The organism is Psychrobacter piscatorii (genome assembly GCF_904846415.1).
GTDB lineage: Bacteria > Pseudomonadota > Gammaproteobacteria > Pseudomonadales > Moraxellaceae > Psychrobacter > Psychrobacter piscatorii.
The window spans coordinates 47853-73292 of sequence record NZ_CAJHAR010000009.1 but is presented as its reverse complement, the minus strand read 5'-3'; the positions used below and the strand labels follow the sequence as shown (position 1 = coordinate 73292).

Annotated in this window: 22 protein-coding genes; 15 read left to right on the top strand and 7 right to left on the bottom strand. The window is 43.4% G+C overall.

Annotated elements, in window-relative coordinates:
* Window positions 1–18 precede the first annotated feature (18 nt).
* Genes JMX83_RS06080 through JMX83_RS06065 form a run of 4 tightly spaced genes read left to right on the top strand, consistent with a single transcriptional unit; the run spans window position 19 to window position 4637 of the window.
* Complete coding sequence (locus tag JMX83_RS06080) at window positions 19–885, top strand: YihY/virulence factor BrkB family protein (RefSeq protein WP_201599673.1); 867 nt, start codon at window positions 19–21, stop codon at window positions 883–885.
* Window positions 886–933: 48 nt separating this feature from the next.
* Window positions 934–2133, top strand: coding sequence for an HlyD family secretion protein (locus tag JMX83_RS06075; RefSeq protein ID WP_201599671.1), 1200 nt, complete (start codon window positions 934–936; stop codon window positions 2131–2133).
* Window positions 2134–2136: 3 nt separating this feature from the next.
* Window positions 2137–3447, top strand: a complete 1311-nt coding sequence (locus tag JMX83_RS06070) for an ABC transporter permease (protein ID WP_201599670.1) — start codon at window positions 2137–2139, stop codon at window positions 3445–3447.
* Window positions 3447–4637, top strand: a complete 1191-nt coding sequence (locus JMX83_RS06065; RefSeq protein ID WP_201599669.1) for an ABC transporter permease — start codon at window positions 3447–3449, stop codon at window positions 4635–4637. The genes JMX83_RS06070 and JMX83_RS06065 overlap by 1 nt, the downstream gene beginning before the upstream one ends.
* A 93-nt stretch (window positions 4638–4730) precedes the next feature.
* On the opposite strand, the gene sthA is transcribed toward JMX83_RS06065, so the two are convergent.
* The 3 genes from sthA to ppsR form a co-directional block, all read right to left on the bottom strand.
* Window positions 4731–6380 (bottom strand): Si-specific NAD(P)(+) transhydrogenase, encoded by a 1650-nt coding sequence (gene sthA, locus JMX83_RS06060; protein ID WP_227675756.1) that lies wholly within the window; start codon window positions 6378–6380, stop codon window positions 4731–4733.
* A 79-nt stretch (window positions 6381–6459) separates the two neighbouring features.
* A complete protein-coding gene (locus JMX83_RS06055) occupies window positions 6460–6861 on the bottom strand; it encodes a DUF4377 domain-containing protein (protein ID WP_201599668.1) in 402 nt (133 codons plus the stop codon).
* 64 nt (window positions 6862–6925) lie between these two features.
* Window positions 6926–7822, bottom strand: coding sequence for a posphoenolpyruvate synthetase regulatory kinase/phosphorylase PpsR (gene ppsR / locus JMX83_RS06050; protein WP_371531258.1), 897 nt, complete (start codon window positions 7820–7822; stop codon window positions 6926–6928).
* A gap of 584 nt (window positions 7823–8406) precedes the next feature.
* On the opposite strand from ppsR, the gene ppsA reads away from it, so the two are divergent.
* The 8 genes from ppsA (at window position 8407) to JMX83_RS06010 (ending at window position 16841) form a co-directional block, all read left to right on the top strand.
* Window positions 8407–10791, top strand: coding sequence for a phosphoenolpyruvate synthase (ppsA, locus tag JMX83_RS06045; RefSeq protein ID WP_201599667.1), 2385 nt, complete (start codon window positions 8407–8409; stop codon window positions 10789–10791).
* 114 nt (window positions 10792–10905) lie between these two features.
* On the top strand, window positions 10906–11889 hold the full coding sequence (locus JMX83_RS06040; RefSeq protein ID WP_201599666.1) for an RDD family protein: 984 nt from the start codon (window positions 10906–10908) through the stop codon (window positions 11887–11889).
* Between the two features lie 274 nt (window positions 11890–12163).
* Window positions 12164–12568: a 30S ribosomal protein S6 gene (rpsF, locus tag JMX83_RS06035; protein ID WP_101205443.1), complete on the top strand. Its 405-nt coding sequence runs from the start codon at window positions 12164–12166 to the stop codon at window positions 12566–12568.
* A 16-nt stretch (window positions 12569–12584) separates the two neighbouring features.
* Window positions 12585–12815: a 30S ribosomal protein S18 gene (gene rpsR / locus JMX83_RS06030; RefSeq protein WP_010198808.1), complete on the top strand. Its 231-nt coding sequence runs from the start codon at window positions 12585–12587 to the stop codon at window positions 12813–12815.
* A gap of 20 nt (window positions 12816–12835) precedes the next feature.
* Complete coding sequence (rplI, locus tag JMX83_RS06025; RefSeq protein ID WP_201599665.1) at window positions 12836–13342, top strand: 50S ribosomal protein L9; 507 nt, start codon at window positions 12836–12838, stop codon at window positions 13340–13342.
* Between the two features lie 321 nt (window positions 13343–13663).
* Window positions 13664–13903, top strand: coding sequence for a hypothetical protein (locus tag JMX83_RS06020; protein ID WP_075107364.1), 240 nt, complete (start codon window positions 13664–13666; stop codon window positions 13901–13903).
* 333 nt (window positions 13904–14236) lie between these two features.
* Entirely contained in the window at window positions 14237–15592 is a 1356-nt protein-coding gene (locus JMX83_RS06015; protein ID WP_201599664.1) for a GntP family permease, read from the top strand.
* Between the two features lie 112 nt (window positions 15593–15704).
* The gene (locus JMX83_RS06010) at window positions 15705–16841 is read left to right on the top strand and encodes a glycerate kinase (RefSeq protein ID WP_201599662.1); all 1137 of its coding nucleotides are present in this window, start codon (window positions 15705–15707) and stop codon (window positions 16839–16841) included.
* A 95-nt stretch (window positions 16842–16936) separates the two neighbouring features.
* Here JMX83_RS06010 and JMX83_RS06005 read toward each other — a convergent pair whose 3' ends face one another.
* Entirely contained in the window at window positions 16937–17806 is an 870-nt protein-coding gene (locus tag JMX83_RS06005; RefSeq protein ID WP_201599661.1) for a LysR family transcriptional regulator, read from the bottom strand.
* 108 nt (window positions 17807–17914) lie between these two features.
* Between JMX83_RS06005 and JMX83_RS06000 the strand changes: the two genes are divergently transcribed.
* Together JMX83_RS06000 and JMX83_RS05995 are read left to right on the top strand one after the other, a co-directional pair.
* The gene (locus tag JMX83_RS06000; protein WP_101205448.1) at window positions 17915–18415 is read left to right on the top strand and encodes a lactoylglutathione lyase family protein; all 501 of its coding nucleotides are present in this window, start codon (window positions 17915–17917) and stop codon (window positions 18413–18415) included.
* A 200-nt stretch (window positions 18416–18615) separates the two neighbouring features.
* Window positions 18616–19428, top strand: a complete 813-nt coding sequence (locus JMX83_RS05995; protein WP_201599660.1) for an enoyl-CoA hydratase — start codon at window positions 18616–18618, stop codon at window positions 19426–19428.
* A 190-nt stretch (window positions 19429–19618) separates the two neighbouring features.
* Here the strand turns inward: JMX83_RS05995 and JMX83_RS05990 are convergent, their stop codons facing one another.
* From JMX83_RS05990 to JMX83_RS05980, 3 genes are all read right to left on the bottom strand, one after another.
* Window positions 19619–19957, bottom strand: a complete 339-nt coding sequence (locus JMX83_RS05990; RefSeq protein WP_055124581.1) for a RidA family protein — start codon at window positions 19955–19957, stop codon at window positions 19619–19621.
* Between the two features lie 163 nt (window positions 19958–20120).
* On the bottom strand, window positions 20121–21368 hold the full coding sequence (locus JMX83_RS05985) for an NAD(P)/FAD-dependent oxidoreductase (RefSeq protein WP_201599659.1): 1248 nt from the start codon (window positions 21366–21368) through the stop codon (window positions 20121–20123).
* Window positions 21369–21631: 263 nt separating this feature from the next.
* Complete coding sequence (locus JMX83_RS05980) at window positions 21632–23830, bottom strand: ATP-dependent helicase (protein ID WP_201599658.1); 2199 nt, start codon at window positions 23828–23830, stop codon at window positions 21632–21634.
* Window positions 23831–24284: 454 nt separating this feature from the next.
* On the opposite strand from JMX83_RS05980, the gene ychF reads away from it, so the two are divergent.
* A complete protein-coding gene (gene ychF, locus JMX83_RS05975) occupies window positions 24285–25376 on the top strand; it encodes a redox-regulated ATPase YchF (RefSeq protein WP_057759361.1) in 1092 nt (363 codons plus the stop codon).
* The last annotated feature ends 64 nt before the right edge of the window (window positions 25377–25440 follow it).

Sequence of the window (25440 nt, the reverse complement as noted above, 5' to 3'; positions counted from 1 at the left end):
ATAGTGAATCACTGTTTTATGAAAAAACCAACGTCCAAATCGATAAATAACTGGCTACAAACTTTATTAAAAACGTGGCCTATTGCGAATACCACTAACGTTTGGGCACATTGCGCCAGTGTCGGATTTTTTGGTTTTTTATCCATCTTTCCAGCAATGGCAGTATTTGTGCTGATTTATGGTCTCGTATTTTCACCTGTTGAGATGCAGGAGCATATCTCCATTTTGCGTCCATTTATACCTGATACAGTATATGAAGTCCTTAATTCGCGCCTAAGCGAGTTGGTCTCTAATACCAAATCCACGCTGACATTTAGTCTGATCATATCGACCTTACTTGCCCTTTATGCTGGTTCCAAAGGCATCAAATCTTTGATTGCCCTTGTCAATCTTGCTTTTCATATCACCCAAGAGCGCAGCTTTATACAAGGCACGATTCGAGCAGTGAGCCTGACCTTTGGTGCGGTAGTCGTCTTGATGATAGCGGTGTCTTCTATTGCTATTATCCCTGTAGCAGCGAATTACTTCCCCTTTCCTCAGGTGGCTGAAACGGTTGCACTGTGGGCCAGATGGCCTGTATTAGCGGGTATTATCTTTTTAAGCTTTTTAGGTCTCTATCGCCTAGCACCAAATCGCGATGCCGTTGCACTAAAAAAACTGGTTCCAGGAGCAACGCTCGCGACCATTCTTTGGATTATATTGTCCGTACTGTTTTCGATTTATGTGCAAAACTTCAACAACTATAGTGCTGAGTTTGGGGCGCTGTCAGCGGCGGTGGTCATTATGCTTTGGCTGTATTATTCGGCATTTATCGTCGCTTTTGGTGCGATTTTTAATTCTGAAGCCATAGACAATGCCAAACCTTATGCTGTTCGAGTGTACTAATCATAAATCTTTTGTTCTCAACTTTGCTGCTTTAGGAATCACACCGTCATGACTGAATTTCCAAACGAATCAGACAACTCAAATAAATCAGTTGATTCAACCGAGTCAGTGACCTCTCGAGATGCAAAAGCCTCCGTCGATCCAGTAGAAAATGTATCTGGTGGGTCTGACGTTCCAGAGCAATCTGTACCCGCTTATAGTCGTGGTAACGCAAAAGCTGATAAATCTGCTCGTATGAAAAAGATATTGCTCATACTGTTTGTATTAGGTGTTCTTGGCGCAATTGCGTACGGTCTCTATAAAAGCAATCAGCATAATGAACCAGAAGTCATCACCCTCCAAGGTCAAATGCAGATGCAGCAAACCTCTATCGCTGCAAAGGTAGCAGGCCGCATTGCTAACATTATGGTGACAGAAGGTGATACGGTTACGGTGGGTCAACAACTCATCGAAATGGATTCGCCTGAAATTAATGCCAAGATCAACCAAGCACGTGCTGGTAAGCAAATCGCACAAAGCCAATTGGACAAAGCAGAAAACGGGGCACGCCCGCAAGAGATCGCTCAAGCCAAAGCCGCTTGGCAAGCCAATAAAGCCGCGTCTGATTTGGCAGAAAACACCTATCAACGTGTCAATCGCCTGTATGAAGAAGGATTAATGGCACGGCAAAAACGCGATGAGGCTTACGCGCAATACCTAGCCACTCAAGACCAAACTGAAGCCGCACGTTTGCAATATGATTTGGCATTAGAAGGCGCTCGTAGTGAAGACAAATCAGCGGCTACCGCTCAAGTCGCACAAGTCGATGCCCAGCTAGATGAAGCACTGGCAGCAAAAGAAGAAGCCAATCTAAAGAGTCCTATCGCTGGTATTGTGGACAATGTCATCGTTAGTGCTGGAGAAGTCATCGGTCAAGGTGTTCCTTTGCTCACGTTGGTGGATACCAATGACCAATGGGTAGTGCTCAATGTCACTGAGTCGTATTTAAACAAGTTCGCTATTGGTCAGACATTTACAGGTACGATTCCCGCATTATCATCAGCAGATAGGCCTTATAGCAAGCAGTTCACTGTTTATGCGACATCAACCTTATCTGATTTTGCCACTTGGCGACCGACCAATAATGATGATGGTTTTGATGTGCGTACCTTTGAGGTCAAAGCACGACCAGCCACGCCCGATACTCGCATTCGCTCAGGAATGAGTGTGGTCGTGCATATTAATCCTATCAATCAGAACCAAGAGTAGGCCATGCACTTGACTAAGTTAAGTGAGGCTTTTTTACGTAGTGCCGCTTATGAGCGCCGTTTTTTAGCCAAAAACTATTGGGACCTTAGTATGGTGGTGTGGATACCACTAGCCACAGTCCTGCTGATTTGGTGGATATTTTCACAGACTCAGATTACTGACTTACCCATTGGAGTGATCGATCAAGACAATAGTGCTGTTGCCAATACTACCGTACGTTACTTAGAAGCCAGTCCTACGCTTACGGTTAGACAGCTTTATTATTCACCAGCGGATGCAGAGGCTGCGATCTTGCAACGTGATATTTATGCGGTTGTCATCATTCCTGAGGACTTTTCGCGTAATATTTTATCTAACAAGCCTGCCCCTTTAGTCCTACAAGTAAACGCCCAGTACGGTACACACTCAGGGATTATTCAAACGGCTGTCCAAGCAGTCGCTAGCACATTGTCCGCAGGGGTAGAGATCAAGCGATTGATAAAGCAAGGCGTAGGGCCGTCGCAAGCCATGACTGCTTACTCGCCTATCAATATCCAGCGTATTAGTTTGTTCAATGCTGCAACCAATTATCAGCAGTTTTTGGCATCGACCGTCATACCTGCACTACTACATATATTAGCGATGGTCGTCGGGGCAACTACCATTGGTCGCGAGCTGCGCGATAAAAATATTGGTCGCTGGTATCGCTTTATCAGTACAGGTACGCCTGACTTAGCCTTGGTTGAATCCTCTAAAAAAGCAGCTGCGCTGAATACCACACAAGATAGCAATAATAACACTGCACCATCATCAGAATCAAAAATACCCAATTCTGTCAGTATATCAGTGTTGTTATCTGGTCTATTAGGTAAGTATTTTTGGCCAATATTGGCCTATAGCTTGTGGTCGGCTTTGGTATTGTGGCTTGTAACGTCGAACCAAAATATAAGCATTGGGTCAATCATCGCAGTATATATCGGCCTGTTGTGCTTGATGATACTGTCATTCTGGCTTGGTGCTATCTTTACTTTGAACTCCTTTTCACTGCGTATGGGTTTATCAACCACTGGTTTTATTTCAGCGCCTTCTTATGCCTTTGCCGGTGTGACCTTTCCTTATATTGCGATTAGTGATAGCGCGCAATACTGGTCGAATGCATTGCCGCTGACACATTACCTCAAGCTGCATATTGCCCAGTTACAAATGCAAGCGCCGCTTGCTATCTCCCTACCCATTGTCTATGGTTTAGCGGTTGCTACCATGATAGCCATGCTACTTGCAGCCTTATTAACCAAACGCGCATTGGCGCATCCTGAACGTTGGGGAGCACGCTGATGTCCGCACAATCAAATATCAAGCGCAAAGAGCCTCAGTCAGACATCGCTCCAGCATCTCAAACATTTTGGACGAGCTTTCTTCAAACTTTCAAAGACGTTTTTGGGGATAAAGGCGTACTTTTGATGTTGATTATTGCCCCGATTATCTATGGGTTCTTTTATCCTTGGCCCTACTCAACTGAAGTGGTCAACCATGTTCCAGTGGGTATTGTTGATTATGACAATAGTAACTTGTCGCGTACGCTCGCCCGTTATGCAAGTGCCAGTCCATCTCTAGATACTGAGCACTTTATCAATGAACAAGCAGCCAAAGAAGCCATATGGTCCGATCAAATTGCAGGTTATATGGTGATTCCAAGCGGCCTTGAAGAACAAGTCATGTCAGGGCAGCAAGCCTATGTCAGCGTCCTCGGCAATGGCGGCTATTTTATTTTAAATAAAAACGTCCAACTGGGGTTCTCTAAAGCAGTTGGTACCGTATCAGCGGGGATCAAGGTAAAGAAAAATATCGCGAAAGGCACTTATGCACCCACCGCAGCACAGAGCGCTCAAGCGGTACCACTACAAATCATGCCACTTTATAATCAAACTGAGGGCTATGGTGCCTACGTCGTGCCAGCTGTCTCCGTCATTATCTTACAGCAGACACTGCTGATGGCGACCGCCATGCTGATTGGCACTTGGTATGAGCAGCGCCGTCATGCTGCAAGTGTACGCGGTTGGCTCGGACGTATCGCAGCGCTGAGCACGCTAAGCTTTATCATTGGCTGCTTTTATTATGGCTGGACTTTTGAGCTGCATCATTATCCACGTGGGCAAAATATGCTCGGAACGCTATTGTTTTTAGCATTATTTTGTCCGACAGTCGCAACGCTGGGCTGCGTACTTGGGCTATGGTTCCGGCAGCGTGAGCGCAGTATGCAGATATTAATTTTTATCTCCTTACCGATATTTTTCTTAAGTGGCTATCCATGGCCAGCCGACCAGTTGCCTCAAGTTTTGCAAGTAATACGCTGGATCGTACCAACTACCCCTGCGATCAACACCTCTGTACAGCTTAACCAAATGGGTGCAAGCCTCTCTCAAGTCGCCATAGGGTTTTATGCATTGGCAGGCTTGTGGTTGCTCTATTTTGTTTTATTGCTATTTTTACGCGAGCGTATTCCGCAAAAAAAGAGCGGCTTATAAATCTTCAAATGAATTAAATCTATGAGCATAAAAAAACGCCTGCTAATGTTAGTAGGCGCTTTTTTTCATTCATACGATATAAATAGCGGTGGTTTAAAACACTCGGTTCAAACCATTTAATGCTGCCACACGGTATGCTTCTGCCATCGTTGGATAGTTAAAGGTCGTATTTACAAAGTACTCAAGCGTATTGTTGCTCTTACATTTCATCACTGCTTGACCAATATGAATAATCTCTGACGCGTGGTTACCGTAGCAATGGATGCCTAGAATCTCTAACGTATCACGATGGAACAATATCTTTAATACGCCCGAACGTTCACCAATGATTTGGGCACGTGCCAGATGTTTAAAGAATGCCTGACCCACTTCATACGGAACTTTTTCATCCGTGAGCTCTTGCTCTGTCTTACCGATACAAGAGATTTCAGGAATCGTATAAATACCAGTTGGCACACTAGATACTGGTTCCGCATCACTATCACCAACCATAAAGGCAGCGGCACAGCGACCCTGGTCATAGGCAGCAGAGGCTAGTGATGGCCAACCGATTACGTCGCCCGCCGCATAGATATTGTCGACGTCCGTACAGTAAGTGTCATCTACTTTTAGCTGACCACGGCCATTTGCTTTTAACCCAATGGCTTCTAAATTCAAGCCTTCGGTGTTACCTGAGCGACCATTTGACCAAAGAATGGCATCAGATTTGATGCGCTTGCCACTCTTTAAGTGTAGCACCACATAGTCATCATGAGTCTCAAGATGATCAATCTCTTCATTACTACGGATAAGCACACCGAACTGCCTAAAGTCATGCGCGATCGCATCACTAATTTCGCTATCTAGATAATTGAGCAACTGGTCTTGATTGTTGATCAAATCAACCTTGTAGCCAAGACCCGTAAAGATAGACGCGTACTCACAACCAATCACCCCTGCACCATAAATGATGATTTTTTTGACCACATAATCCATTTGCAAGATTTTGTCGGAGTCAAAAACGCGTGGATGGTTAAAGTCTAAAATCTCAGGACGGTAAGGACGGCTACCGACAGTGATGATGGCTTTATTAAAGGTAATAGTTTCGTAGACATTGTCGTCGACTTCAATGCGCAGCGTATGAGCGTCAATGAAACTTGCCCACCCTTGAATGACTTCGATACGGTTGCGCTCATAAAAGCGGGTGTGCGTACTGACTTGACGACGGATTACTTGACGAGCCTTAGCCAATACTTCATTTAGCGGAACTTGCTTATACTCCATCGCTTTGGTAAACATTGGATCGCGACGGAAGTTAATTAAGTTAAATACTGATTGGCGCAATGCTTTACTGGGAATGGTACCAACATGAGTAGAGTTACCACCTACCTGATCTCGTGGATCAACGACCACCACTCTTTTACCAGATTTGGTCAACTTCATGGCAGCCGCTTCACCAGCAGGACCCGCCCCTAAAACCACCGCATCATATTCATACTCGTGATCGTCACTTTTTAGTCGACGAGAATCTTTGGTAAACCCAGATTTGATATCAATACGAGTGTCATCAAGCGGGTTGATGAGATCAGGGTGATGCATGATATCTTCAGTGACCTGCTCATGCGTCTGCTCGATTTTCTGTTTTGTGTCTTTACCTTCAGTATGTTCAGGATTGGGCGAACGACCATTAGATTTATTCGATACTTCAGTATGGACGTCTTTACCAGTATCATTGGTTGCGTCACTTATATTCTTACTTACCATCATGTCCTCTTTATGTATTTAAAGATCGGGTATTTAGAGTGTGAATGAACCAGTACACAGATATGTCAAGGTCATAACACTAAGGCATGCTTACCATACGTTGTGACAATATTTTTTGCAATGTCCAATGTCCAGTAATACTCTGCTGTCCTTCATCAATCTGTGGACGAGCACTGATTACGTACTCTGTGCCAAGGCTTGGCGTAAAATCATCGATCCAATCGTAAGGAATTTGGAACACACTGCCGTCTTTAGCCTTAGCAAGTAAACACTGCATTGGCAAAGTCGAAGCACAGGCTACACGGTTTGGCATAATCGTTAATGTCTGCGACTCTCCCAATACGATACTTGGAATATAACGTGGCTCAGGTACTGGATCCTTTGCAAATGGTGACGTTTGGCAAGCACTCAGTAAAGTCGCTGCACTGATTAAACCTGCCAGAAACAACGATGGCTTTATAGATTGATAGGCTGAAATCATAGTACTCTCTATATGATATTGTGTTAGGTAATGAGTTCGTGATTTTTTTCAAACTGATACGCTACTACCCAATGCGGCGTTTAAGACCTGTCATCTGCAAGATACGCGTCGCAATCTCTTCAACAGACATCTCTGATACATCTAAGCTTGGGATACCATGCGTGATATAAATTCCCTGTATCGCACGCTGTTCTTGCTGGCATTGCTGATAACTTGAGTAACGACTGCCTGCACGGCGCTCTTGACGGATTTTTACCAAGCGATCCGTATCAATGAGTAAACCAAACAGTTTGTCTTTATGCTCACGCAGCGCTTTTGGTAGTTGATTGTCGTATAGATCATCTTCGGTCAGAGGATAGTTAGCGGCTCGAATACCGAATTGTAATGCTAAGTATAGAGAAGTCGGCGTCTTACCAGAGCGTGACACACCCACCAAGATAATGTCGGCTGCATTATAATGACGAGTACGCGCCCCATCGTCATTGTCTAAGGCGAAATGGACTGCATCGATACGCTCTTTGTATGTCTCAGAATCAACATCATCATGCGCATGACCTGAATGACCATCTGGCTCTACGCCAGTCTCTTCTGCAACACGGCCAATCAACCCTTCGTACATATCCAAATTACAGCTGTGTGCTGAATTGATTTTTTCACGAATCTCTGGATTGACGATCGTATCAAACACCAACGGCAACGACCCATCACGTTGATATGCCATGTTGATCTGCTCTACGGCATCATCAGCACGCTCTAGGCTATCGACGTATGGCAACACTCTTGTCTCAAAAGGGACCGAGGCAAACTGACTTAAAATAGCGCGTCCGAGAGTCTCAGCCGTAATCGCGGTGCCATCTGAGATAAAAAACGCCGTTCTGATGGCTTGTGAGCTGTCCAAGTTTAGCGCATGACGATTTTGGATAGTGGACTTGACTTGTTCAGATGGATTGCTTGAGTACATAACGTTGACACCTCGGTTGAAAACTCAATAATGATCTTCATTTCATTTTTAGTATGGATCTAATAGCGTTTATCTAACTTTGGCTGCCTTATTTCTTTTAAATACAGAACGATGGCAGCGCTGCTATTGCACATTTATATAGCCATATGCATCACTTATCTATCCGCTACATTATACGCATATTAGCACCCTAATAGAAATCAATGTTGCAGGTGTACACTTAGAGACTCATGCTGTTTTAAGTTCATACATCACCTGTAATTTATGATCAATTATCTGCTGTTGATATCACATGTCGTATATAAAGGTAGAAATTTTGCGAATAATTCAAATAAGCTCGCGTTAGATATGTCTATTTTTAGCCTCGTTAGCAGTTATTAATACATATCATCATCTGTACTACTGATATTTTTTATCTTGCTAAAGGTAATATCTTTAGAAACTTGCCTTAATTTATAGGGCAATTCCTACAATTTGTGTATTTTTAACAAGTTTTTTGGTAAAACCCCTCGAATTCCTCCTAATATGGCGGTATAATTCACCGTTATAATCTTTACTAAATAACCTTATTTTCTGGAGTTATCATGGCAGCGCAATCTACAGCACTTGTAATCAATCTTGATCAGCTAGGAAAAGACGACATCGAAATGGTTGGTGGCAAGAATGCCTCACTTGGCGAGATGATCAGCCACCTTTCTGATTTAGGCGTTAGTGTTCCAGGCGGCTTTGCCACCACTTCAAATGCGTTCAATCGCTTTTTGACAGAAACAGGTTTACTAGAAAAAATCAACAGTGAGCTAAACACATTGGATGTCAATGATGTTAACAAGCTTGCGGCGACTGGTAAAAAAATCCGCACGTGGATTATCGAGCAAGAACTGCCAAAAGATCTTGAGCAAGAAGTACGTCAGTCATTTGAAACCATGAGCGGCGGCGAAGACATCGCTGTTGCGGTACGCTCTTCTGCGACTGCCGAAGATTTGCCAGATGCGTCATTTGCTGGTCAACAAGAAACCTTCTTGAACATTCGCGGTATTGATAACGTCCTAATTGCTATTAAAGAAGTATTTGCCTCGCTATATAACGACCGTGCAATCTCTTACCGTGTACACAAAGGTTTTGAGCACGAAGGCGTGGCATTGTCTGCTGCCGTACAGCGTATGGTACGTTCAGAGACTGGCGCGGCTGGTGTTATGTTCACGCTAGATACCGAAAGCGGTTTTGATCAAGTCGTGTTCATCACGTCAAGCTATGGCCTAGGTGAAATGGTTGTACAGGGCGCGGTTAACCCAGATGAATTCTACATCTCAAAACGTCTACTAGCCGATGGGAAGCCTTCTGTTATCCGTCGTAATCTAGGCAGCAAGCACAAGAAAATGGTTTATGGTGATGAAGGCAGCACCGCAAAATCAGTGAAAACGGTCGATGTTGAAAAACAAGATCGCATGCAGTTCTCTTTATCGACTGAAGAGCTAACCTCTCTTGCCAAGCAAGCGGTCACGATCGAGCAGCATTATGGCCACGCGATGGATATCGAATGGGCAAAAGACGGTGACAGCGGTGAAATCTTTATCGTTCAGGCACGTCCTGAAACCGTTAAGAGCCGTCAAGACAGCAATGTCATGGAGCGTTATGTCATCGACACGACTGGGGCAAAAGTATTGTGTGAAGGTCGTTCAATCGGTCAGCGCATCGGTTCAGGTAAAGTCCGTATCGTTACTCACCTAAACGAGATGGACAAAGTAGAAGAAGGCGATGTTCTTGTATCTGACATGACTGATCCAGATTGGGAACCAGTCATGAAGCGCGCTTCTGCCATCATTACCAACCGTGGTGGTCGTACGTGTCACGCAGCGATTATCGCGCGTGAGCTAGGTGTGCCAGCCATCGTTGGTTGTGGTAACGCCACTGAGCTATTGGTTGACGGTCAAGAAGTGACTGCATCTTGTGCTGAAGGCGACACTGGTTTTATTTATGAAAGCCAGATTGATTTTGAAGTACAGACCAACTCAGTTGAGTCTATGCCAGAGCTTGCATTCAAAGTCATGATGAACGTTGGTAACCCAGATCGCGCCTTCTCATTCACCCAAATGCCAAATGAAGGGATTGGTCTTGCGCGTTTAGAGTTCATTATCAACCGTATGATTGGTGTGCATCCAAAAGCGCTGCTAAACATGAACAGCTTGCCACGTGAGATAGCGCAAGCCATTCAAGAGCGTATCGCAGGCTATGCTTCACCTGTTGACTTTTATGTTGATAAGTTGGTTGAAGGTATCTCAACCCTAGCCGTTGCCTTTATGGATCAGCCAGTTATCGTTCGTATGTCAGATTTCAAATCAAACGAATATGCCAACCTACTTGGTGGTAAGCTGTACGAGCCATCAGAAGAAAACCCAATGCTTGGTTTCCGCGGTGCTAGCCGTTATGTGTCTGATAACTTCCGTGACTGTTTTGAGCTTGAGTGTAAAGCACTAAAACGTGTTCGTGATGAGATGGGCTTAACCAACGTTGAGATTATGATTCCATTCGTTCGCACCACTGGCGAAGCGGCACAAGTGATCGAGCTACTTGAGAAAAACGGTCTAAAACGCGGTGAGAATGGTCTGCGCATCATCATGATGTGTGAGCTACCAACCAACGCGCTATTAGCAGAAGAGTTCCTAGAGTACTTCGATGGTTTCTCAATCGGCTCTAACGATTTGACTCAGTTGACGCTTGGTCTTGATCGTGACTCAGGTATCGTCTCACATCTATTTGATGAGCGTGACCCTGCTGTTAAGAAATTGCTCACTATGGCTATCGACGCTTGCCGTAAGCAAAACAAATATGTTGGCATCTGTGGTCAGGGCCCATCGGACCATCCAGATCTAGCGTTCTGGCTAATGGAGCAAGGTATCAGCTCGGTATCATTGAACCCTGATTCTGTGCTAGATACTTGGTTCTTCCTAGCTGGTGAAGAAGCAAAGTAAACCGTTACGTTCAGTCGTAGCGGTAACTCACACAGTCATTAAAGATACCACTACTAGGGTCTATTTGATTTTTTCAAATAGACCCTAATATAATGTCTTAAGACATGACTAACTATGCAGGCAATTATGCAGATTTTCCTTGCTCGAAATAACGTACAAGCTGGTCCATACAATTTGGAACAGCTCAATATCATGCTGGCATCAGGCGAAGTATTGCTTGATGATTTAATGTGGCATGAAGGCTTAGATCAGTGGCAGCGCGTAGGAAATGTGACCAATAATCAAACGGTTTATCGACCGACTGGTGCCACCACCCCTGATGCGAATGATTCTATTATCAATAATGTGACCGTCTTCCCTGAGGAGACGACCAGCAATACTAAAGATAATAATTCAGTATCATTAGATAGACTATATGGCAAGCCTGAACGTTCTAAAAATGTGAAGGCCGATATGACGACCAATCGTCATCAGACGCCACACAACAATGTATCATTAAGCAAGCCGACTATTAAAAAGGCTGCCACGGACAAAGATAAAACCGTTGGCAACGTGGTACTTGCCCCGATTATGTCGCGAGTATTGGCGACTGCGCTTAATGGGCTGCTGTATGTATTGGCCATATTGCCATTAGTAATGGCATTGACCAAAATGGATGTGGACTATACCAAATTCCAAAACATCCAAGATATGGATGCTGCTTATCAATACTCAATGACATTGATGGAAAGCCTTCCTAGTAGCACGCTGATGATGTCGCAAGTCATGGTTTTTGGCTTGTTTGCACTGCAGCTGGTATTTATCACCATGCGTGGTCAATCACTAGGCAAAGTAATCACTGGTATTCGGGTTGTGGATCAGACCACACATCGTCTACCTTCGTTCATTAAGCTTGTCGGCACACGTACATTACTGTTGTTTATTATCTATAATCTACTGTTTTCGTTTACTAGCTTTTTGGGTTTTGTGATTATTGCTATTCATTATTACATGGCATCAAAAAGCCCTGAGAATATCGGTTGGCATGACAAACTTGCCAAAACCTTAGTGGTCAAAGCAGACAGTAGCCAACTGGTAAAAAAATCAAAATCTGAGTAAATATTTTTTAACCATATAATTCATGATAGTCATAAAAAAGCTGCGTATGATCGCAGCTTTTTTTATTGAGTAAACACAATAATTATATGATTTCTCAACTTTATTGACAGCCGCCTGGTTATTAACCTTTGTGTTAATCGCCAAGTACTGTTATAATACGGCGCTTTATAAACTAAGCTTATTTCTTACTATATTTTTAAGAACGTGGGCTTACCTTATAAATCTCCTTGCTATTAACATAGGGTTAATAGCTACTAATCCGTAAGGAGTCATAATGCGACATTACGAACTGGTGTTACTTGTACACCCAGACCAAAGCGACCAAGTGGTTGGCATGGTTGAGCGCTACATCAAGTTAGTTCAAGACAACAACGGTGTTATCCATCGTCTAGAAGATTGGGGCCGTCGTCAATTGGCTTACCCAATCAACAAGATTCACAAAGCTCATTACGTTCTTTTCAACATTGAAACTGACGGCGAGACTTTGGCTGAACTTGAAGAATTATTCCGCTATAACGACGCGATCATTCGTAGTCTAGTTATGCGCCGTGACGAAGCTGTCACTGAAGAGTCGCAGTTAGCCAAGAATGCCGATGAAAAACGCGCACGCAAAGCAACTACTCGTCGTCCAGACAATCGTGAAAACGATAATGACGACAACGACAACAGTGAAGACTAATTAAAGGAGAATACTCATGGCACGTTTCTATCGCCGTCGCAAATTCTGCCGTTTCACTGCTGAAGGCATCACTCACATCGACTATAAAGATGTTGAATTGCTAAAACAGTACATTAGTGATAATGGCAAAATCGTACCAAGCCGTATTACCGGTACGTCTACTAAATATCAGCGTCAACTAGCGACTGCTATCAAGCAAGCTCGTTATTTATCGCTACTTCCATACACTGATAACCATCAAGGTTAACCGCTAACTAGGAATGACTCATGCAAATTATTTTGTTACAGCGTATCGTCAACCTTGGTAAACTCGGTGAAACTGTCGATGTAAAACCAGGTTACGGTCGTAACTTTCTTATCCCTCAAGGCCGCGCTCTACCTGCGACTAAAGCTAACATTGAAAAGTTTGAAGCACGTCGTGCTGAGCTTGAAGCTGAAGAAGCAAAAGAGATCGCAGTTGCTCAAGAGCGTGCTGATGCACTAACTGACGTTAATGTTATCATGCGTGCGAAATCAGGTGACGAAGGCAAGCTATTCGGCTCTATCGGTACTCGTGATATCGCTGAAGCATTGACTAACTCAGGTCTAGAAGTAGACCGTGCTGAAATCAAGCTACCTGAAGGCACTCTACGTCAAGTTGGTGAATACAATGTTGATATTCAGCTACACCATGACGTTACTGCTAGCATCTTAGTGACTATTCTTTCTGAAGATGGTAACAACGAAGATTCAGCTGACGAAGAAGAAGCTGACGAAGATTATTCTGAAGAGTAATCTTCTAGATAATTAGACTCAGTCTATAAAAAAGCCAGTGACCTTGTGTTGCTGGCTTTTTTTATGTCGATATTTTATACATGCGATCATAATGTTTTCCCATTACATCAGAGTTTTCTTGATGCCTTGTAAGTATCAATCGATTACTGAAAGCCGTATTCAATACTATTTGTCAGCATGATATCTTGCAGTAACTAATTGCAACAACTCAATTAAAAACGCTATACCAACCAACAAGATACTGTCTATATAATTGTATTCGCCATAACGAGTAGAGTTCATGCTCTATTTTTATATTTTTCGTTAATAGAGTACTATAATATGACCAACACTGATGAAATAAACACTGACGATAAACTACTTTGTGTCAAAGGTAACGATTTCTATTCAGAGGGTGAGATCTATACGGTAGGTAGAATCGTTAATGATAAATACTTTCAGATACTGACCAGTGGCGATGATGATCACTGGTATGCAACGCTAGATGATAAAGGTATTTACGTAAGCTTCGACTCTATGATAGCCACTGACAATAAAGCGTTCTTCGATAAGATTGCTTAGGTTGGAATTTATATAAAAACTCATCTTGAACAAAAAAAATAAGCGATACCTTATAAAAGACTGGCCATCTATAGTGGTCAGTCTTTTTTTTAGTGAAAAACCTTGATTAAAGGCGGTCTGAAATTCGAAAAAACGATAACTCTGCAGACATAAGAATGCCACTATTCTCATCAGAAAATGTTCATATCGCCATAACAAACAGCATCTCTTTGACAAATGTATTTCCTAGTGACGCCTATTTGCTATAAAATATGCCCCTTCAAAATTTCGTATCGTTATTGATGCCTGTTTGCGTGAATAACTCATTAAGATATAAACCATATTGAGACAGTGATGATTGTATTTTGGCTTGTGCTGACCATTCTTTTTATTATTTTCGCTACCGCAAAATTAAAGTGGCATCCTTTTTTAGTGTTAATTTTGTCCGCTTTTTTGGTCGCACTATTTTATCAAGTACCACTTAATACGGTCGCAAAAACGATCTCTGATGGTTTCGGTGGCATCTTAGGTTATATCGGTCTTGTTATCGTATTTGGTACGATTATTGGCTTAATCCTTGAAAAAACGGGTGCTGCTATCGTAATGGCAGAGTCAGTCATCAAAGTACTAGGGCCACGCTTCCCTACTTTGACCATGTCTATCGTCGGTGCTGTCGTTTCGATACCTGTATTTTGTGACTCTGGCTATATTATCTTGAACTCTCTAAAAGAGTCTTTGGCTGAGCGCCTACATGTATCAAGTGTCGCGATGAGTATTGCCTTGGCCACTGGTCTATATGCTACCCATACCTTTGTACCGCCGACCCCAGGCCCAATCGCGGCGGCAGGTAACTTAGGTCTAGAGTCCAATTTAGGTTTGGTTATCATGGTTGGTGTGGTCGTGACAGCAGTTGCTGTACTGGCTGGCTGGTGGTGGTCTAATCGCTTTCTTAACGCGACTCCTGATAATATCAATGCGGTAGACGCTCCAGCAGCCATGCCTGAAGGAATGAAGACTCGTGACGATTATAGTCATCTGCCTTCAGCGACAATGGCGTTTTTACCTATCATTGTTCCTATCATATTAATCTGCCTGTCTTCGGTTGCTAACTTCCCAAGTGCGCCGTTCGGTAGTGGTACGCTAGCAGAGATTTTAATATTCATTGGTAACCCATTGACTGCGCTACTTATCGGTTTGTTCTTATCATTCTTCTTAATTAAATCAAGCCAAAAAACGCAAGAAATTAGCGATAGTATCTCGCAAGGTTTGGTAGTAGCAGCCCCTATCCTATTGATCACTGGTGCTGGTGGCGCATTTGGTGCCATGCTAAAAGTGACGCCGATTGGCGATTATCTAGGTTCGACGCTATCGGCTTTGGGTTTAGGTATCTTTATGCCATTTATCGTCTCTGCTGCGCTAAAAACAGCACAAGGCTCAACCACAGTCGCATTGGTTACGACTTCTGCTATGGTTGCCCCACTATTAAGCCAGATTGGTTTAGACAGTGAACTTGGACGCGTGTTCTGCGTGATGGCAATTGGTGCCGGTGCCATGACCATCTCACATGCCAATGACAGCTTCTTTTGGATTGTTAGCCAGTTTAGTCGCATGAGCGTGGCGCAAGCGTACAAAGCTCATTCAATGGCTACTGGTATCCAAGGTGTGACTAGCATCGTATTTATCTGGTTATTGACCCTAGTATTTATCTAATTCATAAGATTGGGTACTTATATATACGTTTATTTGATGAGTGTTAAATAAACGTTTTAAAACATGACACTATCGCAATGATCGTGTCATTAAGATATGCAAAGAGAGCCGTATGAAAATTTTGATCGCCCCTGACTCGTTTAAAGAAAGTTTAGAAGCACTGGACGTGTGCCACGCCATTCAATCTGGCTTTAGCCAAGTGTTTCCAGATGCAGACTATAAGCTATTACCAATGGCTGATGGTGGTGAAGGCACCTCAGCGGTATTGTCTTATTTATTAGGCGGACGCTGGAAGGAAGTCAGAGTACATGACCCGTTAATGAGACCGATTACTGCAAAGTATCTGTTATTGCCTGATGCGACTGCTGTTATCGAAGTGGCTCAAGCATGCGGATTGCATCTACTAACAGCCGATGAGCGTAATCCCGTAATTGCGAGTAGTTATGGTATTGGGGAGCTGATCGAAGACGCGTTAGAAGAAGGTGCTAAGCGTATCGTTATCGGTCTAGGTGGTAGCGCAACCAATGATGCAGGCCTTGGCATGCTAATGGCGCTAGGCATAACATTTCATGACATCAATGATAGCCTACTCACTCATGGTGGTGGCGCACTTGCCAGCCTACATAAGCTCGATAATACTAGCCTGCATGCAAAGATATCAGACACGGTATTTGAAGTTGCTTGTGATGTGACCAATCCATTATGCGGTTTGCTGGGTGCAAGCGCAGTATTTGGGCCACAAAAAGGCGCCTGTCCAGAGCAAGTCAATACCTTGGACAAGGCACTCAGTCACTTTGCGACCATATGTGGACAGCATGGCTATGAAGACTGTCAACACGTTGCAGGTGCTGGCGCGGCAGGCGGTCTTGGCTATGCGATGATGACGTTCTTTGACGCTCAGCTAAAGTCAGGCTTCGATACGGTGGCCGAAGTGGCTCACCTGTCACAGCATATCGCAGAGACTGATCTTGTCATCACTGGTGAAGGCAAGCTCGATGCGCAAACAGCCATGGGTAAAGTGGCAGGCGGTATCAGCCAAATCGCTAAGGCTAGCCGTACTCCTGTCATCGCTATCTGCGGCAGTGTCGATGGACTAAAACCTGCTCAGACCAGTCAGTTCGATGTGGTCATGCCGAGTATCCAAAAAGTAGATACGATCGATAATGTGTTGGGTTCTGCTTATAACAACATTGAAACGACTGCTGCTAATATCGCTGCAAGTATCAGACTTGGGCAGACTTTGAGATAGTCGCAATCTATAAATAAGACTATTCTGTTAAATGCACAGCTATCGAGCCTTTTATTAACCCTTCGTTAGCTGTGCATTTATCACTTTCAAAATATCTATAGCCATTTTTTTACTTCACCAATGACCGTATGCATTCTATTAGAGAGTGCCTGCTGTCGTCTGACTGCCAGATATAGCGTTTCGCTAACGGCAACTGGTAAATGATGACTGTTAATCAGCTCAGGCTTTGGATAAGCAGCCACGGCATGTGCTGGCAAAACAGTAAAGCCGATTCCCCTGCTGACTGGCTCTAAAATCAGGCCAATCTGATTCGAAAAGCCCTTTTTCTCAAAATCATTGATATGCTGGAATTGCTCATAATTGGCAGTCAGTAGCATGCCTGCATGATGGGCACCATCTGGATGATCGATAAATCCAAGCTCGATAAGCTGCTCCCAATTAGGCTCTGCTGTAGCCGCAGGGGTTACTAGTATCAATGCTTCTTGTGCTATAGGCTTACAACTAACCGTTTCATCGTCTGAGATATCTGTCATAAAGCCAATATCAATCTCGTAATTAGTCAGCGCCCGCTCAATATCAGAATTTGGAGCAAAACGGTAATCAATCACTATTTTTGGGTGCTGCTGCTGCAATGTCAAAAGCTGCGGATATAGTTTAAGTCCCACACTACCCGGTGACATCAACCGTACCAACCCTTCATAAGGCGGATCTTCACCGATGCGCTGTTCTAAATTCGATAATCGCTGCAATATCTCGCCTGCTTCTTTATAAAGTTGCTCCCCTGCATTGGTCAATGAGAACTGCTTGCCTTGACGAATCAACAAGTCTGTATCTAGTTGCTCTTCTAACTTACTTATGTGTTGGCTCACACCGGACTGCGTCATATATAGACGTTCAGCGGTACGGGTAAAGTGCCCAACTTCAGCAAGCGTACAGAAAGTTCGTAGCCATATAATATTTATCATTACGTTTTATACTTATTTATATAATATTTGATAATTTTACATAATAACTGTGCATTTGTATACTAGTTCCACATTAAAGAAAACGCACAGCAAACAGGAGCACAAATTATGAACAACGTTTATCCAAGGAGCTTTTCGCACATCGGTCTGTCAGTCCCTGACCTAGATGCAGCCGTGAAATTCTATACTGAAGTAATGGGTTGGTATACAATCATGGAACCAACTGAGATCGTTGAAGATGACAGCCCGATTGGTGAGATGTGTACTGAAGTATTCGGTGCAGGTTGGGGCAGCTTCCGTATCGCTCACCTATCTACTGGTGACCGTATCGGTGTTGAGATTTTTGAATTCAAAAATCAAGAAAACCCTGAAAACAACTTTGAATATTGGAAAACAGGTATCTTTCACTTCTGCGTTCAAGATCCAAACGTTGAAGAACTGGCTGAGCGTATGGTTGCCGCAGGTGGTAAAAAGCGTATGGAAAAACCACGCTACTACTACCCTGGCGAAAAACCTTACCGCATGATCTATATGGAAGACCCATTCGGTAACATCGTTGAGATATACAGCCACAGCTACGAGCTTATCTATAGCGAAGGCGCATACTAATCTCAAGCTAAACATAGCTTAGTATAGGTTTAGCTTAAACTTATATCTAACTGAAAAACTAATAGCGTATTCATTACCTGAGTGCGCTATTTTTTTGTGAGCTTTCTATGTGCTCCATCTATTGTATAGAATATGAGCCATGCTACTATTTAGTCAGCTATATATAAAACTATAAACCAACCCATTATCAAGGATGATAAATGACTCAATCTGACGTTACTTTAGACATAGATGACCTTTTGGTTATTAGAGAAGACAATACAGAAAGTGGCGTAGTCACGCTTACCTTAAACCAACCCAAACAATTCAATGCGTTGTCCGTTGAAGTGCTATCTGCCATGCAAGCAGAGCTGGACAATATCGCTCAGGATGACACGATCAAAGTAGTCGTGATTCAAGTGACAGGCAAAGCGTTCTGTGCGGGTCATAATCTAAAACAAATGCGCGCACACATAGATGCAGCATTTCATCGTGCGCTATTCCAGCAATGTAGCAAAATGATGCTTACTATCAATCGTATGCCGCAAGTCGTCATCGCAAAAGTACAAGGTATTGCTACCGCTGCAGGATGTCAGCTAGTCGCAGCTTGTGACTTAGCCGTTGCCGCTGATAATGCAAAATTTGCTACTTCTGGGATAAATGTGGGACTTTTTTGCTCTACGCCTGCCGTTGCCGTCAGTCGTAATTTGCCCCGTAAGCAAGCATTTGAGATGTTAATCACAGGTGAATTTATCGATGCGCCTACCGCTTTGCAATATGGATTGATCAATCGAATTGCGTCAGCAGAGCAACTCGATCAAACACTACAATCACTGATAACAGCAATCACTACCAAGTCTCCAGTAGCAGTAAGAACTGGCAAAGATATGTTTTATAAGCAGCTAGATATGAGTGTCGAAGACGCTTATGACTATGCCAGTGACGTAATGACTTGCAATATGTTGGCAGACGATGTGGGTGAAGGGATTGATGCTTTTATTGAGAAACGCCAAGCAGTATGGAAAGGGTGTTAGTCCATATAGTATTAATCATTGTATTGCTTCGCTGAAGTTATACGGCGTGTGCTTGGATTAAAAAGCTAGCATATTCCTTTTCAATAATCGAGTTGGCTTATTGCCAAATATAAAAAAGGCCATGATATCGCTATCATGGCCTTCTTTATTTCTATTTAATACCGATACTACAAGTACTGCGAGCCGTTTATTACTCGGCAGCGATAGCAATCATCTCAACCAATAGCTCAGGGCGTGCAAGCGCTGATTCGCCACATGCACGCGCTGGTGGCTGAATACCTTCAAACCACTGGTCGTAGACTTCATTCATAGCAGCAAAGTCTGCCATGTCTTTGATCCAGACAGTTACTGATAGTAGCTTTGATTTATCACTACCCACTTCTTCTAATAGCGTTTGGATTTTTTCTAGACAAGTCAACGTTTGCGCTTTGATATCGTCTTCTGCATTACCGACCTGACCACACAAATAGATCGTCTGGTTATGGATTACGGTTTTGCTCATACGTTGATTGCTATGTAGCTTCTTAATCATATCTATACCTTTTATTTATTAATTTAATTCTGTGCTAACTATAGTCAATCCACTATAAAAGCGTTACAGCGTTAACCTCGCTTGAAGTATGACATATACATCTGCACTCGGTTGCCTTGTACCGCTCTTAAATTGGATCAACTATATATTAGATACGCGCTTAGTTAGAAAAACGCTGGGCACTAAATGGTGCAAGATCGACCAATGAAGGCTTGTCATGAATCATCTCTTCAACCAGACGGCCTGTCATTGGCCCTAAGGTAAAGCCTTGATGGCTGTGACCAAATGCAAACCAAAGCTTGTCATGCTTATCAGCAGGACCGATGACTGGCTTCATATCAGGCATACAAGGGCGTGACCCTGCCCATGCTTCGCTCTCAACCGCATCTTCTAATGGCAAGATTTTTTTAGCAAGCTTCAATACGGTTTGCAATTGACCAAAGTTCTTTGGCGCATTCATGGTGGTCATCTCAGCACCCGTGGTGATGCGAATACCTTGCTGCATTGGCCCCATGACAAAACCTTTGTCCATATCAAACATACTGTGATGGATGGTGTTTTTTTCCGTCACTTTGAAATGCTGATGATAGCCACGCATTGGGAACAATGGCAGATTGTAACCAAGTGGTCTGATCAAATCGTTAGACCATGGACCTGCTGCGATGACCAATTTATCACTATAATACGTATCTTTATCAGTGATAACTTTCCAGCCGTCCGCTTCTTGGACGATTTCTTTTACGTCATTTTCTTTGATCGTACCCTGCATGTCTTGGAAGTTTTTTGCGTAAGCTTTTACCAGCGAGCTTGGGTTTGATACTTGCCATGAATTCAACCAATGAATCGCACCAACGAAACCTTCAAAATTGGCACGAGGCTCCATTACTTTTAGCTCTTCAAGGTTTAATACATTATGCTCAACACCTTGGTTACGCGCATCAATGGCGGATGCTTGCGCTTCTTTGAACGTCTCTTCTGAGCGATGTAGTTGTAACCAACCATCACGAGTAATGAGCTCATCAGCACCAGAAGCGCTAATCATGGTTTGGTGCTCACTAGTGCAATGCTCAATCAGCGTCTGCCACTCTGATTCGATTTTTTTGACTGACGCAGGCGTAGAGTATTTCCAGTATTGCAGCAGCGCTTGATGATAACGCAGAATTGCCGGTATGCGATAACGAATATCAGTTCCTTGGTTCGGCAATACTCGGATCATCTCTGTCAGCTGACGCGGAAAAGGATGCGTATGAATGGCTTCGCGCTGAATCAATCCTGCATTGCCATATGAGGTCTCTGACCCTGGCAATTTCTTGTCTAAGAGTAATACATTTGAGTTATTTTTTTGTAGATGCCACGCGATTGACGTGCCAACCATACCTGCACCGATAACGATAACTTCATAGCGCATAACCTATCCTTTTCTTAGGGTGTTAATACAGAGTATCAAATATAAAGGTCTAACCAAATTAGGTGGTAATAGTAACGCATTGTGCTCAATATTAAACCCTTATCTGAAAAATATTTTTACTATTAAATACTTTTGGCTATACCTTTATTTGCAGGTCATTTTTAAAAGGAATAGTTGGCGTATGAAGCCATGATTTGGCGATAAATGTAAGACAACATTATCTGACATTTAAAGCAAAAGCATTCGTTAATGACAATTAGAAATCACCACCACATTGGATCATCGTTATCCATGACAGGCAGCTTGGTTGTTTCAACTGTTACTTCATCAGCAGATAGCTCCGCGATAAAGCGTGAGGCCATATCAAAGTATCCAGAATAACTAGAAAAATAATTCGGCGCAGTCAGATACAGCTGAGTTTTTGCGCGACTACAAGCCACATAAAACAGCTTACGCTCTTCTTCTAATGCTTCAAAGTCATCTAATGAGCGATGATGCGGCGTGATGCCATCGACCAACGAGTTAACGAATACCACTGGCCACTCAAGCCCTTTTGCGCTATGAATGGTTGAGATCGTGACTTTATCATTACTTTGTTCATCTTCAGAGCTTCCCATGACAGCAACCGAGTCATTCGGTGGGTCTAAAGCGAGATTTTCTAAAAAGCTATCGAGGCTCGTGTGCTCTGTCGCTAAGTTTTTTAGCACCCGAAAGTCTTCGGTACGCTCACGCCAATTGTCTTCAATCAGCTTTAACACAGGAATATAAAACTCAAGAATATGCTCAATGGCTGTCTCGACCGTCTCTGCTTGCTGTGCATTGGTGAGCGTGTGGTATAGAGGCTTTAGCTGATCGCTTTTTTTGGCAAACGGCGCTGCTAGTAGCGGCTCAAACGCGTTACTGTCAGCAGTAATGGCTTGGGTCAACCGTGTCGCCGTGACTGCGCCTACTCCTTTGAACAAGGTCAAGATGCGGTGCCAAGCAATCGTATCATTCGGGTTATAGAGGATTTTGACAAAGGCCAACACGTCTTTGATATGACGTCTTTCAATGAACTTAATACCGCCTACCACGATAAAGGGAATGTTGCGCGCCATGAATTCTAGCTGCACATAATTGGACTGAAAAGACGTACGGCATAATACGGCAAAGTCGTTGTAATCATAATCCGGCTTTAGCGCGATAATCTTATCAGTGATATAGCTCGCTTCTTTTGTCTCGTCGCTGAGTCGTCGAAATATTGGTTTCTCCCCTTCTACTGGCGCATCAGAATACAGCTGCTTTTGATAGCCTAGCGTGATTTGTGCTGACAACGCATTGATATAGGTTAAAACTGACGGCGAGCTACGATAATTTTGCTCAAGCTTGATGAGTTTGGCATTGGGATACGTCTCACCAAAGAGCAAGATATTTTCGTAATTGGCGCCGCGAAAGGCATAGATACTTTGATTGTCATCGCCAACGACCATTAGTGACACCGACTCAGGCTCACATATTAAATCGATCAGCTGTTTTTGTGGAATATTGGTATCTTGATATTCGTCAACCATGACATAGCGATAGGTGTTTTGGAGTCGCTGCCTAAAGGTATCGTTGGTTTTTAGATGACGTACCACTTGACTGATAATGTCGTCAAAATCGTATAAGTGATTGGCGCGCTTATACTCATGAAAATCGATTGCCAATTGCTCGATGATAGGAATATGTACGGCAATATCAGGATAATTAGTCTCGATTAAGTCACGAATATGAATCCGTCTATTTCTAGACGTCGATATGATATTTTGCAGCGTTTTTTTGCGCGGAAAGGCCTGTGACTTGGTTTGAGCAGGGTACTTTTTTTCTTTGTGTACCAAGTCGATAGCATCCTCGCTATCGCCAGTATCTAAAATCGTAAATCGTGGATTGATACCGAGCAGACCCGAGTATTGACGTAGCAACATATTACAAAACGAATGAAAGGTGCCACTGGTGATACTGTTTAAGGCCTTATCGGTTGGCAGCTTATCTTCAGCCAATGCATCATCAGATAGCTTTTGACTTGAAGGACTGCTTGCCAGCAAAGACTTAGCGCGATCTTTGATTTCATTTGCCGCTTTGCGCGTAAAAGTCAGCAGTAATATCTCTTTAGGCGACACGCCGTTTTCGAGCAAATAACTGGTGCGGTAGGTTAATGTTTTGGTTTTGCCCGATCCTGCACCCGCAATCACCAACACTTTACCTTCGATAGTAGTGGCAGCCATGAGCTGATCGGGATTGAGCTCGCTGGCATAGTCTACTTTCAATCCTAAATGACTATCCAACCTTTGCGTCAACAACTTCGTGTTTGCTTGATCATTAGCATCAATGAGGTTTGCCTCTAGCTTTTTGATGGCCTGCTCAAGTCGAGCAAGTTTTGGCTTCATCTCAAGGAAGTTTTGTGGATATTTATAGCGGCGTGTGTCAAAAATCGAGGTTGTCATTATTGGATATTGCCTTACATTTTGTTTTGGAGCGAGCTGATTGTTTGAAAAAAATTAAACCAGCCAGCAGATTGCGCTTACTGTTTGTGAGCCTGATGCCACTATTTATCTATGATAACTTACTATAGCAAAAAATACTGAATACCAAATCGAACACAACTTATCTAAATAAGAAGCAACCCATTGTATTCACTTTTCAGCTTTTAACATATCTGACATATGCTAGCCTTAGTAGAAACACACCTACCATCGCTGAGTAAAAACCTAAGCATATACCGTAACAACCTCACCCCTATTCCGGTAAATTTGCTACAATGTGCCCAATTTTGATTTACTATTTGACTAATATTTCAAACAAGCTGAGTTTTAGATGAACTCAGTTTTATCCTGACTAAATATCAAGTCTTATATTAGCTCAGTACCAACTATTTTATTAATACATTGAGAGACTGTTATGGGTTTTAATTGCGGCATCGTCGGCCTACCAAACGTGGGTAAATCCACCTTGTTTAATGCGTTGACCAAAGCGGGTATCGCCGCTGAAAACTTTCCGTTTTGTACCAAAGATCCCAATACCGGTATCGTACCAGTACCTGATCCACGCCTAAAGAAGCTGGCTGATATCGTTAACCCTGAGCGCGTATTGCCAACGACGATGGAGTTTGTAGACATCGCAGGTTTGGTGGCAGGCGCGTCAAAAGGCGAAGGCATGGGCAACCAGTTCCTAGCCAATATTCGTGAGACCGATGCGATTGCTCACGTCGTTCGCTGTTTTGATGATGACAATGTGGTACACGTCGATGGCCGCGTTAGCCCGATTGATGATATCGAAACGATCAATACTGAACTGGCATTGGCAGATTTAGAAGCGGTTGAACGCGCCATACTGAACTTGACCAAAAAAGCCAAAGGCGGTGACAAAGACGCGAGCGCCATGCTTGATGTGTTCAAAAAGATTGAACCATTATTAGCAGAAGGCAAAGCGGCGCGCGCGGCCAACCTAGACGCTGATGAGAAAAAGCTGATCCGTAGCTACGGCCTCATCACCCTAAAGCCTACCATGTATATTGCTAACGTTGCTGAAGATGGTTTCGAAAACAATCCATATCTCGACGCTGTTCGTGATTACGCGACTGGTGAAGAGTCTATCGTTATTGCCCTATGCAACCAAATCGAAGCTGAAATTGCCCAGCTAGATGAAGAGGACAAAAAAGACTTTTTGGCTGAAATGGACATGGAAGAGGCTGGTCTTGATCAAGTAATTCGCGGTGGTTATGACTTACTTGATATGCAGACTTACTTCACCGCTGGTGTTAAAGAAGTACGTGCTTGGACAGTTGCAATTGGCGCTACTGCCCCGCAAGCTGCTGGTGTGATTCACACGGACTTTGAGCGCGGATTTATTCGTGCCGAAGTCATCGCTTATGATGATTTCATCGAATACAACGGTGAAAAAGGCGCTGCCGCTGCTGGTAAATCGCGTCTAGAAGGTAAAACCTATATCGTTCAAGATGGCGATGTCATGCACTTTAGATTCAACGTGTAGCTTTAGCTAGTCAATACTGCCTGATAGCTAATAAGCCGATGTTGGATATTTTCCATCATCGGCT

Excerpts from the sequence above, each read along its gene's own strand:
- JMX83_RS06055 (WP_201599668.1), bottom strand. The coding sequence starts at position 6,861 with ATGATTTCAGCCTATCAATCTATAAAGCCATCGTTGTTTCTGGCAGGT.
- JMX83_RS06005 (WP_201599661.1), bottom strand. The coding sequence starts at position 17,806 with ATGATAAATATTATATGGCTACGAACTTTCTGTACGCTTGCTGAAGTT.
- JMX83_RS05985 (WP_201599659.1), bottom strand. The coding sequence starts at position 21,368 with ATGCGCTATGAAGTTATCGTTATCGGTGCAGGTATGGTTGGCACGTCA.
- ppsA (WP_201599667.1), top strand. The coding sequence starts at position 8,407 with ATGGCAGCGCAATCTACAGCACTTGTAATCAATCTTGATCAGCTAGGA.
- JMX83_RS05980 (WP_201599658.1), bottom strand. The coding sequence starts at position 23,830 with ATGACAACCTCGATTTTTGACACACGCCGCTATAAATATCCACAAAAC.
- JMX83_RS06000 (WP_101205448.1), top strand. The coding sequence starts at position 17,915 with ATGAACAACGTTTATCCAAGGAGCTTTTCGCACATCGGTCTGTCAGTC.
- JMX83_RS06040 (WP_201599666.1), top strand. The coding sequence starts at position 10,906 with ATGCAGGCAATTATGCAGATTTTCCTTGCTCGAAATAACGTACAAGCT.
- JMX83_RS06075 (WP_201599671.1), top strand. The coding sequence starts at position 934 with ATGACTGAATTTCCAAACGAATCAGACAACTCAAATAAATCAGTTGAT.
- JMX83_RS06070 (WP_201599670.1), top strand. The coding sequence starts at position 2,137 with ATGCACTTGACTAAGTTAAGTGAGGCTTTTTTACGTAGTGCCGCTTAT.
- JMX83_RS06080 (WP_201599673.1), top strand. The coding sequence starts at position 19 with ATGAAAAAACCAACGTCCAAATCGATAAATAACTGGCTACAAACTTTA.
- rpsF (WP_101205443.1), top strand. The coding sequence starts at position 12,164 with ATGCGACATTACGAACTGGTGTTACTTGTACACCCAGACCAAAGCGAC.
- JMX83_RS06020 (WP_075107364.1), top strand. The coding sequence starts at position 13,664 with ATGACCAACACTGATGAAATAAACACTGACGATAAACTACTTTGTGTC.
- JMX83_RS06015 (WP_201599664.1), top strand. The coding sequence starts at position 14,237 with ATGATTGTATTTTGGCTTGTGCTGACCATTCTTTTTATTATTTTCGCT.
- JMX83_RS06010 (WP_201599662.1), top strand. The coding sequence starts at position 15,705 with ATGAAAATTTTGATCGCCCCTGACTCGTTTAAAGAAAGTTTAGAAGCA.
- JMX83_RS05995 (WP_201599660.1), top strand. The coding sequence starts at position 18,616 with ATGACTCAATCTGACGTTACTTTAGACATAGATGACCTTTTGGTTATT.
- sthA (WP_227675756.1), bottom strand. The coding sequence starts at position 6,380 with ATGGTAAGTAAGAATATAAGTGACGCAACCAATGATACTGGTAAAGAC.
- ychF (WP_057759361.1), top strand. The coding sequence starts at position 24,285 with ATGGGTTTTAATTGCGGCATCGTCGGCCTACCAAACGTGGGTAAATCC.
- rplI (WP_201599665.1), top strand. The coding sequence starts at position 12,836 with ATGCAAATTATTTTGTTACAGCGTATCGTCAACCTTGGTAAACTCGGT.
- JMX83_RS06065 (WP_201599669.1), top strand. The coding sequence starts at position 3,447 with ATGTCCGCACAATCAAATATCAAGCGCAAAGAGCCTCAGTCAGACATC.
- rpsR (WP_010198808.1), top strand. The coding sequence starts at position 12,585 with ATGGCACGTTTCTATCGCCGTCGCAAATTCTGCCGTTTCACTGCTGAA.
- ppsR (WP_371531258.1), bottom strand. The coding sequence starts at position 7,822 with ATGTACTCAAGCAATCCATCTGAACAAGTCAAGTCCACTATCCAAAAT.